10 protein-coding genes are annotated in these 13,865 nt (G+C 34.2%); 2 read left to right on the plus strand and 8 right to left on the minus strand.

Annotation, left to right across the window (positions count from 1 at the left end; translation table 11 throughout):
• Positions 1–124 precede the first annotated feature (124 nt).
• Both FDY99_RS06830 and FDY99_RS06835 read left to right on the plus strand, forming a co-directional pair.
• Complete coding sequence (locus FDY99_RS06830) at positions 125–1,705, plus strand: glycoside hydrolase family 43 protein (protein ID WP_228448753.1); 1,581 nt, start codon at positions 125–127, stop codon at positions 1,703–1,705.
• Positions 1,706–1,867: 162 nt separating this feature from the next.
• Entirely contained in the window at positions 1,868–3,373 is a 1,506-nt protein-coding gene (locus FDY99_RS06835) for a glycoside hydrolase family 28 protein (protein ID WP_139420198.1), read from the plus strand.
• Positions 3,374–3,453: 80 nt separating this feature from the next.
• Here FDY99_RS06835 and FDY99_RS06840 read toward each other — a convergent pair whose 3' ends face one another.
• The 8 genes from FDY99_RS06840 to mobA form a co-directional block, all read right to left on the minus strand.
• Complete coding sequence (locus FDY99_RS06840) at positions 3,454–5,886, minus strand: hypothetical protein (RefSeq protein WP_139420200.1); 2,433 nt, start codon at positions 5,884–5,886, stop codon at positions 3,454–3,456.
• Entirely contained in the window at positions 5,870–6,058 is a 189-nt protein-coding gene (locus FDY99_RS06845) for a hypothetical protein (protein ID WP_139420202.1), read from the minus strand. The genes FDY99_RS06840 and FDY99_RS06845 overlap by 17 nt, the downstream gene beginning before the upstream one ends.
• A 9-nt stretch (positions 6,059–6,067) precedes the next feature.
• Entirely contained in the window at positions 6,068–6,523 is a 456-nt protein-coding gene (locus FDY99_RS06850) for a GIY-YIG nuclease family protein (protein WP_139420204.1), read from the minus strand.
• A 4-nt stretch (positions 6,524–6,527) separates the two neighbouring features.
• Positions 6,528–8,468: a site-specific DNA-methyltransferase gene (locus FDY99_RS06855; protein WP_139420206.1), complete on the minus strand. Its 1,941-nt coding sequence runs from the start codon at positions 8,466–8,468 to the stop codon at positions 6,528–6,530.
• On the minus strand, positions 8,468–11,185 hold the full coding sequence (locus tag FDY99_RS06860; protein ID WP_139420208.1) for a restriction endonuclease: 2,718 nt from the start codon (positions 11,183–11,185) through the stop codon (positions 8,468–8,470). Before FDY99_RS06860 ends, FDY99_RS06855 begins: the two co-directional genes overlap by 1 nt.
• Positions 11,185–11,502 (minus strand): helix-turn-helix domain-containing protein, encoded by a 318-nt coding sequence (locus FDY99_RS06865; RefSeq protein ID WP_139420209.1) that lies wholly within the window; start codon positions 11,500–11,502, stop codon positions 11,185–11,187. The genes FDY99_RS06860 and FDY99_RS06865 overlap by 1 nt, the downstream gene beginning before the upstream one ends.
• Positions 11,503–11,707: 205 nt before the next feature.
• On the minus strand, positions 11,708–12,976 hold the full coding sequence (mobB, locus tag FDY99_RS06870) for a conjugal transfer protein MobB (RefSeq protein WP_139420211.1): 1,269 nt from the start codon (positions 12,974–12,976) through the stop codon (positions 11,708–11,710).
• 4 nt (positions 12,977–12,980) lie between these two features.
• Entirely contained in the window at positions 12,981–13,415 is a 435-nt protein-coding gene (gene mobA, locus FDY99_RS06875; protein WP_139420213.1) for a conjugal transfer protein MobA, read from the minus strand.
• Positions 13,416–13,865: the final 450 nt, after the last annotated feature.

The raw sequence follows: 13,865 nt of genomic DNA on the forward strand, positions 1-13,865 counted from the left end.
GGTGGTCATTTTGGACCGGAAAGTGGTGGTCACTTTGCTCCGAAATCAGTGGTCAATTTACTCCGAAATTAGGTGGTCAATTTGACCGTCTTTTCCAACCACACTTTCCATAGCATCAAATTTTTTGAATGCACAGGAAAAACCATACGTTTCAGAAGTCTGGACTGCCGATCAGGGAAAAACTTACAGAAACCCGATCTTATATGCAGATTATTCAGATCCTGATGTTACCCGTGTTGGTGATGATTATTATCTGACCGCTTCAAGTTTCAATGAAGCTCCGGGATTACCAATTCTTCATTCAAAAGATATGGTCAACTGGAAATTGGTCAACTATGCTTTGCCAGAAGTTTTACCTTCAAAAAATTTCAGTACACCCAAAAGAGGTGACGGAGTTTGGGCTCCTGCAATCCGTTTTCATCAAGGTGAATTCTACATTTATTGGGGCGACCCAGATTTCGGAATTTATATGGTGAAAACCAAAGATCCGTTGGGAAAGTGGGAAGATCCTGTTTTGGTCATGGAAGGAAAAGGTTTAATTGATTCTTGTCCGTTCTGGGATGAAGACGGAAATGCTTACTTAGTTCATGGTTGGGCAGGAAGCCGTGCAGGAGTTAAAAGTTTGCTTTCCATCAATAAAATGAATCCTGAAGGAACGAAAGTTTTAGATAAAGGCGTTCACATTTTTGATGGACATGATGCTCATCCAACCGTTGAAGGTCCGAAAATATACAAAAGAAACGGTTATTACTATATTTTCGCTCCGGCAGGTGGCGTTGCTACAGGTTGGCAATTGGTTTTAAGATCAAAAAACATTTACGGTCCTTACGAAGAAAAAATAGTTCTTGAGCAGGGAAAAACAAAAATAAACGGACCTCATCAAGGAGCTTGGGTTGACACACCTTCAGGTGAAGACTGGTTCTATCATTTTCAGGATGTGGATGCAGGTGGAAGGATCGTGCATCTTCAGCCTATGAAATGGGAAAAAGACTGGCCTGTAATGGGAATCGACAACGATAAAAACGGAATCGGCGAACCGGTTTTAACGTATAAAAAACCAAACGTTGGTAAAACTTATCCAATCGTTACTCCACCGGAAACAGATGAGTTTGATGGTGAAAAATTAGGTTTACAATGGCAATGGAGTGCGAATGAAAACATCGTTTGGTCGTCAAAACTTCCAGGACAGAAATTTTTGAGATTGTTCTCCATGAAGATGGCTGAAAATGATAAAAACCTTTGGAATGTTCCGAATCTTTTGACTCAAAAATTCCCGGCTCCGAATTTTGTGGCTTCCACTAAAGTTAAATTAACTCCAGAAGATGCAAAAGAAGGAAAAACTGCCGGACTTTTAATAATGGGAATGGATCACACATCGATTGTTATTACGAATAAAACTGACGGATATTATGTACAGTTAAGAAAAGCCGAAAAGGCTGAAAAAGGTGGTGAAGAAAAAGTATTGTTTGAAGCTAAATTAAAATCAAACGAGGCTTATTTTAAAGTGAATATCAACGAGCCGAACGGAATTTGCACATTCAGTTACAGCGAAAACGGTAAGAATTTCATAAAAGTTGGCGAGCCATTTCAGGCAAAACCAGGAAAATGGATTGGCGCTAAAGTAGGCTTATATTCTGTAAGCACACAAAAAGCAAACCGCGGTGGCTACGCAGATTTTGAATATTTCAGAGTAACTAAAAACTAATTTAATCTCTCGCAAATTTTGCTGATTTCGCAGATAATTTTTAAATAATTAAAATCTGCATAATCTGTTTAATCTGCGAGAACTTAAAATACGAAACCTAACGTTTTTTGAAATCCGTTAGGTTTGATAAGATCATCAACAGAAAATTAAAGAATAAATATAATGAAGAAGTCGTTTAAAATCATCAGTCTTGCTGCAGTAATGCTGTTTTCAGGACAGATTTATGCTCAAAATAAAGATATTTACACAGGAATAGAGTTTAAAATGCCACAGGTGAAAGAAACTTCTTTTCCAGCGAATACCGTTTCTATCAAAGATTTTGGAGGTGTTGCAGGAGGTAAAGTAAAAAATACAGAAGCTTTCAAAAAAGCAATCGATGCTTTGGTAAAAAAAGGAGGTGGTAAACTTGTCGTTCCAAGAGGAATGTGGTTAACCGGACCAATTATTTTGCAAAGCAACATTAATCTACATATTGAAGAAGGGGCTTTTGTGGTTTTCAGTAAAGATAAAAACGACTATCCTTTGGTAGATGTAAGTTTTGAAGGGTTGGAAACGATTCGTTGTCAATCTCCTATTTCTGCAAAAAATGCTAAAAATATTGCGATTACCGGAAAAGGAGTAATCGATGGAAGTGGTGATACATGGAGAGCCATTAAAAAAAGTAAAATGGCAGAATCTCAATGGAAAGAAATTGTAAAATCAGGCGGAATTCTTTCTGCAGACGGAAAAAACTGGTACCCATCAGAAAGTTATAAAAAAGGATTCGAAAGCAGCTCTAGCTTCAATGTCCCCGATAAAATTTCAAAATCTGAACTGGAATCTGTAAAAGATTTTCTTCGTCCGGTAATGGTGAGCATCGTTGGTTGTGACCAAGTTTTATTGGATGGACCGACTTTCCAAAATTCTCCGGCTTGGAACTTACATCCATTAATGACATCAAACCTTATTTTAAGAAATCTTACAGTAAGAAATCCGTGGTATTCTCAAAATGGTGACGGTGTAGATTTAGAATCTTGTAAAAATGTTTTGATCTACGACAATACCTTTGATGTAGGAGATGATGCAATCTGCATTAAATCAGGAAAAAATGAAGACGGAAGAAAAAGAGGAATGCCTACTGAAAATGTAATCATCAAAAATAATGTGGTTTACCATGGTCACGGAGGTTTCGTTATCGGAAGTGAAATGTCTGGTGGAGCTAGAAATATTCACGTTTCCGATTGTACATTTATTGGAACTGATATTGGTCTTCGTTTCAAAACAACTCGTGGAAGAGGTGGTATTGTTGAAAATATTTATGTAAAAAACATTGATATGATCAATATTCCGACTCAGACGATTGGTTTTAATATGTTCTACGAAGGAGCTTCTCCTGTTTTAGAAGACGGGCAAAAAGAAGAAGGCAACAAAGCTCCTGAAAAAGTATTTCCAGTAACTGAGGAAACTCCAATTTTCAGAAATATTTATTTTAAAGTTTTCAGGAAAAAGCTGTATCGGTTGAATACTAGGCTTTTATATAGATTATCAAAAAAGTCAGGTAACGATTTGGTAACGGTGCTTATTGCTTTGCTTTTCAACGTGTTTCCGTTAGCTCATAGCAAATATATGGAAATTGAAATCACAATAAAAGTTTTAAAATCAGATTTGTATTCTAAACTTAATAGATAATAAAACTGCATTAAAGCTATAAACGATAAAACAATAGTGCTATCCATTATTTTTATCGTTTATAGTTACATCAACTAACTCTATTTTTTCCAATCGTATTTAGTATGGTCACAGCCACATCTAATTTTTTTAGCGACTGTATCATAATTCTTCAACGAAACTCTTGGTCTTTTACATTCCAATTCTTGACAAATAAAAATATTTTCCAATTCCAATATGTCTGACCAAAATGCTTTTAAATCTCCTATTTTAGGATTAAATGGATTATCGTGAGAACAAATATTACCTAAAATAGAGGAACTTTCAATTCTATCAATAACTGGAAATTTAGATTTTAGATCAGTACTACATTTCTTAATCTCTGATTTAATTCCCATTATTAATTCATAAGGCATCCTATGTTCATTAGAATCATTATACTGGAAACTTAATTTGGCTTCAATGCTTACGGCTACTTCTTTTAAAGCATGTTCAAGATATCTTCTAATAGGATTCCCTAAGTTTTCAATATTACTTTCAGATAAGCATTTTTCAATTTTTTCCCTTAAATCATTAGGCTGTTCATCAAAAAAAGTTCCATTATTTTCAGTCCATTTAATCTCGTTGATTAACCAGCCTTTCTTTTTTGCCAATGGGGTAACGAAATTTGTAAACCAATCTAATTCGTGAGTAAGAAGGATAATCTGATAACCTGAAAATTTTTCGAAGATTAATTCAGCAAATCGTTTTCTATGATTTGAGTCGAAACTCGAAATAACGTCATCAAGTACAAGAAACTCATTTATATTATTAAATGCTTTTACAGAAGCTAAAAAAAAGGAAATGCCAAAACAATTTAGATGAGATTCACTAAAATATTTTTGAGGTGGAGAAACCCACTTCGCGTTATATTTGTACTCAATTGTAATTCCGTTCAATTCATCTTCTTCACCTATTGTAACAATTTTAATTTCCTGAAAAGGTTCTCCAGGATTCATATATTGATAATATTCATTAATAGTCTCCGAAAATGTATTTATAAAGTTTTCTAAACCCTCCTTTTGAACTTTTACAAACTCATTATAGATTATTTCCAGTGTTTTACGCTGGCTTTCCAATTTTATTTTTTGCTTTTCAAATTGTTTAATTTTTAGAAAGGCATCTTTTGAGGCTGATATATTCGCAAATAATTCAGTTGAGTTATCTTTTTTAAGTGTTTCCTGAATAACTTTTATTCTGCCTGAAATCACAGTTTGAAAATCAAAATCGGATAGTAATAAATCAATTGTCTCTTTACTAGGTATTTTATTTCCAGATGTTACCTTTTCAACACTTGCTTTTTGATATTCCTCTAATTTCTTCTTTATTGAACTAATACCAGTTTTTATCTTAGCATTACTATCGTCAATCATTAAACTTTCCAAAAGAAGATTATCTATCCGTTTTATCCTCTCGGTAGAAATAGAATCTGCTAATTGCTTAGCCCTATCAAAAGAAGCCTTTTTCTTGGATGACTCTTCAATCGCTTTTAATCTTTTAGTTATATCACTTTGTAAATCCTCCCTGTTTTTCGGTTGTAAACATAATGGGCAACTGTCATCTTTGTGATATTTCTTTAAAACAGTTTCGCCTGTTTTTAATAATTCATTCAAGAAGGTCTGCATAATACTTTGAACATCGTTCGCTATTTTTTCAAATTCATCATAATAGTTTGAGTAAGTATTATTTATTAATTGTATTTCTGATTTAAGTGTATTTAATATATTATTGTTTTTATCTAAAAATGAAAGTTCCTTATTAAGCTTGTCATTTGTCGACTTTTTCAAATACTCCAAAACAGTATCAATATCAGCCAAGCTTTTCACTTCTATTCCTATTTTCAGGGGTTCTATTTTTTCATTTATTTTTTCAAATAAGTTTCTTTCCTGACTGATAGAAGCTCCTAATTTTGCAATCAAAACTCCTTTTTGAGTGTTTATTTGCGCTTCAAAATTTTGATTTTTAATTTCAGTATTTATGGCTCTGTAGCTCTTCCCTAAAACTTCTTTTTTCTTTGTAACTTCTGAAAAACCAATAATATCCGATAGATACTTTAGCTTATCACTTTTAGTATCATCAATAAAATCAGTCAAATATTGATATCTTAAAAGTAGGTTTTCCTCTTTTGAGTTATTAATGTAGTTTTTAAAATCATCAGAGTTATTTGACAACCCAATTTCCAATTTATCTCTTTTTGCAAATAGCGTTTTAGCTCCATCAAGAGTTGATTCTTTAACATACGAAATATTCACTTCTGAAATATCATCCTGATTTAAAGAAGCATTTCTAAGAGCATCCTTTAAATCAATTTCACTGTTGCTGGAAAGGTGTTCAACCCGATTTGTATAAAACCATTCGATTGCATCAGAAATACTGCTTTTTCCTGTGCCATTATCACCGTACAATACAATTGACTTACCTTCTAAAGGTAAAACCAACTTATCCTTAACTCCTCTTACTCCCGAGATGTTTATGTTTTTAATTTTTACTTTCATCTTGTTCTCTCAACTTTTGGAGTTCGTTTTTAACATTGGTGTCAGTCAGTTTATCATCATTGTAGAGTTGAACTAACATTGATGCAATATTTTTATCAACATCTTTGATTTCTTCTATTCCTTTAAAAAAATCATCTAATATTTCCTTTCCTGATTTTACTTTTTCTCCCATATTCCTAATTTAGTTAAAATATTCCCAATCAACTTTAAAACTTGTTGTAAGTGTGTTATTTAAAATTTCAAACCCTGTTTTGTTATTACATATCGGGTAAACTCCAAAATTTTTCACAAAATCCAAGATGAAATAACTCTCTAAATCCTCTATTCTAAATTGCCAGATATTCCTTAACATTTCAAAATTAATATAGGTAAATAACAATGGCTCAACTTTTCGATAGTTCGTTAAGCCAACGTTTTTAGACTTACCGTCAAAATGTCCAGATAGTCTACTACCTATACTATTTGTTTTTCGCTCGCTCATTCCAATATAGAGAAGTTTTGACTTCTTAAAAGGATACTGAATATCTAAAGACTGACTAAATATAAAATACAAGCCAGCAATGCCATTTAGTGGTCTTATATTGTTTGGTTCAAATGGCATAGGGTTGTCAAAATATATAGATATCTCATTCTCCATTCTATTAAAACGCCTTAAATTTTTCTCCCATATAGTGCTTCAGATTCCATTTCTTGGTAGTGTCTAACGCACGTTCCAAGACAATAACCTTTTGGTCTGTATGAGTTTTGAAATACTCTACGGTTTCCGCTGATAACGAGCCGTCTAGACAAATTAATGTTTCTTTTTCGCCATCTGATGCTAGAAAAACTTCATTCTTCTTGAATTGCTCTTGTAGAATAGTTGTGTAATTCAGCTTAAAGCCGTTTTTAATCAATATTTCGGTAATGAGTTCATCTCGGTTGAAAGCGGTTATCAATTGTGCTTCTTTGTCGGTAATGTACTTTTTCAATGCTTCTACATTTTCCTCGTCTGATTTTTCAGGGTCAGGAGCATATTCTGCTCTTGGAAAATTAGATTTTGCTAACTTAAAGACTTTGAAACCAAGTCCATTTAGCTGATTATTTTTATCCTCCTTTTTATCAAATAAATCAGGCTGTTCACTTTCCTTTTCTTTAATGATTTTCTCGACAACTCGTTTATTACGTTCTATTGTAATATCACTGATTTTTTTAAACCCTGAGTTGTAAGCTTCGCTTTTTGAGTCTGTAGCTTCAGGAAGTTGTACTAAGATATATCTCCGATTTCCATTGTCTGCTTTATTCAGTTCTGTTACTGAATGTCCTGTAGTTCCAGAACCAGCAAAGAAGTCAAGAATAATATCATTTTTATTAGATGAAATCAAAATACATTTTTTTATTATTTCTACTGGCTTTGGGTAATCAAATATCTTTCCCCCTAAGAGATTTTTTAAATCAATAGAAGCTTTTTTATTCCCATCTATATTTTTCCACAAGTCAGATGGCTGTTTCAGCCTTCCTTCGAGATAAAACTTTAGGTATGGCTTCCAAACTGTCAATTCATTTTCTTTAGACTCTTTCCATTCAATCATCCCGTCATTCTCAAATTCTTTATATTTACTTAAGGAACATCTCCACCTGCTTTCATATCCCCCTGGTCCGATTGGAAAAACTTCCGTGTTATTTGGAGCCATTAAGGGAAAATACATACTGGGTCTATCTTCTCTTTTATCTTCCCCGCCCGTTTTCCGTAGAGGTCTAGTTAGATATTGTCCTCTTTGGTCAGATTGGTTATAAATCTGCTTATCATTATCATCAAAATCTACTCCATTAAAATCACCTTGGTCTGTTTTGGAATAAATAATTATGTAATCCAATTCAGAAACTAGCCCTCTAGTACCTTGACCTGTAGGAGTACCTGTTAATCGACTTACTTGCCCTAAAAAGTTCTCTTCTCCAAATACCTCATCACACAACTTTCTTAAATGATGTACCTCATTGTCATCAATAGAAATAAATATCATCCCATCTTCATGCAACAATTGTCTTGCAATAAGCAAACGACTGTACATCATATTCAACCAATTACTGTGAAAACGTCCGTCCGTTTCTATATTAGAATCAATTTTATAGCCATGCTCGGTTATTTCTGCATCTTCCCAATATTCTTTTCTGTCTTGATTAAACTTATCAGAATATACAAAATCGTTCCCAGTGTTATATGGTGGGTCTATGTATATACATTTTATTTGTTCCCGATAGCTTTGGCTTAATAGTTTAAGTACGGCTAAGTTTTCGCCTTCAATAATCAGGTTTTCGCTTTCGGTTGGGTTTACACTTCTGGCTTCGTCATAAATCAATGTAGCATCGGTAGGTGTGAATGCTTCACGTTTAGCGTTGCTCTTGCCAAACCAACGAAATTCATAGCGTTCTGTCTCGTTTATACTATTATAGTCAATTACTTTTTTTAGTTCATTGATATTGAGTGCGCCATCATTGGTAAACAGGTCAGGCATCAACCTTTTAAGTTGTTCTAACCGTTCTTTATTCCAATCGTGAGATTGTACATTTTCCAGTGGATTAATTATATATTCTTGATTGCTCATTATTTTTCTGTTATTGCGTTAATATCATTTACAGATTCGTCTTTAAAAAACATATAGTCTTTTACTGGTGCTTTGTATTTTACGTCTACTCCCAATGCATTGAAATGTTTAACCGCACAAAGAATTTTATACACTTCGCTTTCTTTCAATGCTTTTTTATCATTGATATCGTTAGTTCCTTTAGTTTCAATGACAAAATAAAACTCACTTTCCTTTCCATCTTTCAATTGTTTTCGTTTCATCACAATACCAAAATCTGGTTCATATTCTCCAATTGGTGTCGGAATTTTATAATAGCTAGGGAGTTTTAAGAAACAAATCAGTTCGTCATCACGGTCTGCACCTAAAGCAAACTTTCTTTCTACATCACTATCAATTAACATTTTGTCGAAAACTCCTTTTTGAGGTGTGTCCACGTAACCAGAATCATTAATATTCTTGACAAAATCATCAAATTCAAAAGGAAATGCTTCATTAGTAAGATGATAATCCAAACCACGTAGCATCTCTTCCAATTCGATATTCTTTATTAAGTTTGCTGATTGATGAATGTATTGTGGTGGATTCTTAGCAAAGTCTTCGTGATTGGTTAATTGTTTGACAATTTCAAAAAGAGAATTATAAGATAGACCAGTGTTTTCACTTAGCTCTTCCACTAAATCCAAAGGCGTATAGAAAGCTTTTAGTTTATAGGTTTCTTTTCCTGCAAATTCATCCTGAATACCAGTTTCGCTAATATTCCCGATAGTTCTGCTTGATACTTCTGCCTGATAATCGGCGATTGAAATAGCGTTTAATGCTTCTATACTCCGTGCAATCAAAGCCTGTTCGTTAAAAGCAACCGAAAAGTTTGTTTTCCTAGCCAAAGCTTTCCAAAAACGCTTGAAAGCCTGATTAATAGTTTCATTTTGATTACGTTTAAAACGAACCTCATTTTGTGGTTTGCCTTTATGCGTATGACTCATTCCTGCTCCAGCTTGTGCTGTACCATAAACTTCTTTAATTTCTTCTTGATATTGGGTTACAAAGGTTTCGTATGTTTCGTTTGGAATGACAGTTAATTGATTAACACGTTTTTCTTCTGCTACATCCAAGGCATCATAAACACGCTGTCCGTTTTGATTAACAGCAATACGCAAACCACGACCAATTTCCTGACGCTTTTTGATTTCGGAATATGAATTATTTAGCGTTGCGATGTTGAATATATTAGGATTATCCCAACCCACACCCAAGGCGGAATGGGAAAAAATAAACTCAATTTTATTCGCTACGGAATCTCCATAAGACAATAGCTCTTCTTTGTCTTTTAAAATAGCGTCAAAAACATCTGAGTTTTTACGCATTGAAGTTTCATTGTCGGTAAATTCTCCTTTCCCTGTTTTAGCAAAATAAAATCCCTGAATTCCTTCAATATGTTCATTTGATGGAATTTTTCCATCGTGAAATTCGGGATATAATGTTTTATACTTTTCTATAAACAAATTTTTAATAATAGGTTCATCACTTACGTAGTTAGCTACTTTATCTATAAAAATTAATGAAAGGCATTTAATATCCTGCATCTGTAATTTTTGCTTTTTGGTAAAATGACGGATAATCAGCCATTCCAATTGCAAAGCCCAAATACTCTCTATATTTCCTGAAGTTTGCTTCTCAAAAATTTGTGTTCCATTGGTAAAAGTTACTGACCATTTTTGTGTTCTTAAACTCTTATTGATTCGTTCAATGCTATATTTGAGATAACTTGGATTGTTGGTTATAGCCCCTAGATTATCACCATCTTTCAACCATTTGGTTTCCTTGAATTCTATCTTACCATTAGCAGATTGATGCCACGCTTTAATTTTTGCCCTGATTGGATTTTTACCGTTTTGAATTTCAGTCAATTCTAATTTCAATGTAGCTTCATCGTTCTTTTCAGTGACAGTCAATACCTCAATCTTTTTTACCAAACCTTGTCTGTAACTATCGTAAGGAGTAAGACGGTAAATAAGGTTTTTAACAATTTTATGCGTAGCAGAATATCTTAATTTGAAAAGCGGATTGAGTTTAGCAATTTGTTTAACAGAATTAACCGTATCCATTCCTTCCTGTGGTTCGTCCATCACAATTATCGGGTTTGTTCTTCCGATCGCTTCGATAAACGGGACATTAGCAAATAAATCTTCACGTTTTGATTGATTTAAGATTTTATCTTCGGAGTTAAACGAAGCCAATGTCATAATCATTATTTGAGGATGTTGCTCCTCAATAAAATTTGTTACGTTACTCAGTTTTTTACTGTTGTACTCAAATGATTTTGGAATAAAGCCGTAAATATCTTCCAATTGCTTCTCAAATGTTTTTAATGTCTTTAAAACACCCTGACGGATGGCGACTGATGGTACTAGAATGATAAATTTTGTAAAAGCATAATGTTTATATAGCTCGCAAATGGTTTTAACATAAACTAGTGTTTTACCTGTCCCTGTTTCCATTTCAATTGTTAGCTCTCTGTCCTTCGAAATCTTTGCTGTATTTTCTTCGATTCCATTTTCTATTAAAACTTCCTTCTTATTCTCTAAAACCTGTTCATCAAGTAGGGTACAATTATTAGAGCGAATACCATCAAAACAAGCATTATCAAATGTGTTTTTGATATTGCCATCAAATACTTTAACAATCGATTGAATGGCAACTTCCTGATACTTGAGTTCTTCTAATTTTATTTGCATTAATCGTTGTTATTGGTTTTATTGTTGTATTTAATTTTTTGTTCCGCTACTTTTAAAGCTTTTGTTCCCAAATCCTCATTCTTAATTTCATTTAGAATTTTGTCACTTAAATACTGAATTAAGAGGTCGTCTCTATCTAAATCGAGAATTTCGGCAAGTTTTATGATTTGTTCTTTTGTCGCTTTTCGTTCGTTTCGTTCAATTTTGCTAAGTATGGCGGTATCCACGTCCAATTCTGCACATACGTGTCGTAAAAGTAATCCTTTACGCTCCCTTGCTTCTCGGAGTATTTCACCTGTCGTTGTATTTTTTTTCATTTGTCAAAAGACAATTTTAATTTATAACTTGACTTATTTTGTCAAATATAAGAGATTGTTACGTATATTTTATGATTAATAAATTAAAAATATCTTGTACTTAACCTTAATGGCTCTAATACATATTAAGCATTTCAGATTTATACTGATATTTTAAAGATCATACGCTATAGTGATTGAATAGTTAATAAAATTCTAGGTAATTCTAATGTCTTCTTTTCCGAGGATATTGCTTTTTTTTCATTTGGTTAGCAAACTGTTCTTCTTCGTAATCCTCGCCCTGTGCATCGGGTAACAGGCTAAACAATCCCAAATCGGTATTAGGCGAATGTTCCGGTGAGAGAAACTCAAAAAGGTCTTTTTGCGGTAGGTTCTCTATTCCATTTCCTTTAGAAATGGTGTTATCTTGTATCTTTAATTCGGGTTTATTTCCGTTATTCCACCAATCATTAAATACGTTTGCCGACAAATTTCTGTCTAATTGTGAGCCGTTCCAAACGCTACGGCTTTCGTAGTCTATAAAGGTCATACCGTAAATTCGTCCTTCACTGTTTCTGCGGGTAATCGTATTAATTCCTTGTTCTGTAAGTTGTTTTCTAAACTCCATTTCGTTGCTAGTAGTGTGTATGGCAAGCTCCACCGTATTTTTCAGAACTGCCCTTACAGGCGTGGTTTTCATTTTCTCTTTGGATTTCTCGAAGTGTTTTTGCAGTTGTGCAACGCCTGCATCTTTTCCGAAAAGTGATGCTTTAAAAGGATTGCTTGCCTTATTGCCGTTCTCATCCAAAGCTAAATAGACCAATCCGTTTACAGGTTGTCCGTTCCGTTCGCCTTTGACTTCTTCTGCTGTGATGTTGAACAGAGAAAGCAAAGCATTGTAATTACCCATAGTCGAAAAGCTGTAATTCTTTGGCAAATGGCGAACTACCGAAGCAATCTGACTTTTGATGTCGCCATTTTTATGATTTATAGGCTTGAAAATTTTGTTGACTTGTTTCTGCTCCTGCTCGATGGCTTTGTTTAGGTTATATTTAGTTTCCAAATCCCGACAGATAGCCATTGAGCGTGGGTGGTCGTAATCATCGGGGATTTTCTTGCCGTCAATTCCCACGCAGGTAGAAACGATATGGATATGCGTGCGGTCTATGTCTGTATGTTTGAACACGATATACGGCTGATTGCCGTAGCCCATACGTTCCATATATTCCTGAGCCATATCCGTAAACTGCTCATCGCTGATTTTATCCGAAGGATCTGGGTTCAGCGATATATGCCGTACCGTCTTTTCCGTTTTGATATTAGCAGACAGATATGGTTCAAAGCATTTATTAAAATAGGCAACGGAATACTTACCGTCCACCGTGTCGGGTATCTTGTTCAGCAATAAAACCGCTCCGTTTTCCTTATCCACTTTTTGTTGATTGTACAAAATCGCTCCGTACATATTACTTCCCTTTCCGATTTTTGCAATCATAATTTCACTCTTTATTCAGATATTTCTTTTCAAATTCCTGTGTCAAACGGATAACTTCTTTAGTAACTTGTACCAATTCGATGGTTTCCTTTTCCAATCTAAAAAGGTAAGTTCCTGCTTTTTTCTCGGAAAAATTACGGTACAATATCTTCACAATCTGATTGTAATTTGTTCCGATTGATCGGAACTGACTAAAAAATCGCGTCAACTTTTCGTGATATTCTATTGCATCCATATCCATTTTCACGGTCTTTACCGTCTTTTGAAAGATACAGGCTGTAATAAAATGAGCAAGTGCTTTCATTCTTGACTGGTCAAAGAGGGCAAGAAATTTGGCATTATCCTCCGCATTCAAATTGATGGAATATCGATGAACCGCAGGGTCAATCTTTGGTTTTCGTCCTGTTTTCCTAATCTGTTTTCTGTTTTTCTCTTCCATAATAATCCATTTTAATTTTTAAACAAACGAGCGACTTTGGAGCCGTTTCCAGCCCCCTGCAAGGGCAAGTGCTCTTGAGGTACGGGAATTTATTTCGAGGACCTCAAGAGATAACTTGCTCTGAACAAGGGTTCAGAAAAATCCGTTTTGCCAACGGATTGTAGTTAGCAGGAAAAACCCATAGCTTCCATTACAAATTTCGGTAAGACTATTTGAATAATAGTTATTTACAACAATGACAATGAACGCCAAATTGTGCCACTGACTGCCACCCTGATTAAGATTGGGACTGCTTTTGCGTCCTTTGTATATGTTTAGCCAGCTGGTTACTTGTATCGTTAACGATGTAACCAATCAGCATAAATCCTGATTGCAAATGAGGGTGACTGATAACAAATCAACATACGTGGTTGCTGGCTAATTGCATATTTTTCAGTTAGCGAAACAGCT

The organism is Chryseobacterium mulctrae (assembly GCF_006175945.1).
Classification (GTDB): Bacteria; Bacteroidota; Bacteroidia; order Flavobacteriales; family Weeksellaceae; genus Chryseobacterium; species Chryseobacterium mulctrae.

Bases quoted from the DNA above. Each gene is read 5' to 3' on its own strand.
- mobA (WP_139420213.1), bottom strand. From the start codon at position 13,415: ATGGAAGAGAAAAACAGAAAACAGATTAGGAAAACAGGACGAAAACCA.
- FDY99_RS06835 (WP_139420198.1), top strand. From the start codon at position 1,868: ATGAAGAAGTCGTTTAAAATCATCAGTCTTGCTGCAGTAATGCTGTTT.
- FDY99_RS06845 (WP_139420202.1), bottom strand. From the start codon at position 6,058: ATGGGAGAAAAAGTAAAATCAGGAAAGGAAATATTAGATGATTTTTTT.
- FDY99_RS06855 (WP_139420206.1), bottom strand. From the start codon at position 8,468: ATGAGCAATCAAGAATATATAATTAATCCACTGGAAAATGTACAATCT.
- FDY99_RS06865 (WP_139420209.1), bottom strand. From the start codon at position 11,502: ATGAAAAAAAATACAACGACAGGTGAAATACTCCGAGAAGCAAGGGAG.
- FDY99_RS06840 (WP_139420200.1), bottom strand. From the start codon at position 5,886: ATGAAAGTAAAAATTAAAAACATAAACATCTCGGGAGTAAGAGGAGTT.
- FDY99_RS06850 (WP_139420204.1), bottom strand. From the start codon at position 6,523: ATGGAGAATGAGATATCTATATATTTTGACAACCCTATGCCATTTGAA.
- FDY99_RS06860 (WP_139420208.1), bottom strand. From the start codon at position 11,185: ATGCAAATAAAATTAGAAGAACTCAAGTATCAGGAAGTTGCCATTCAA.
- mobB (WP_139420211.1), bottom strand. From the start codon at position 12,976: ATGATTGCAAAAATCGGAAAGGGAAGTAATATGTACGGAGCGATTTTG.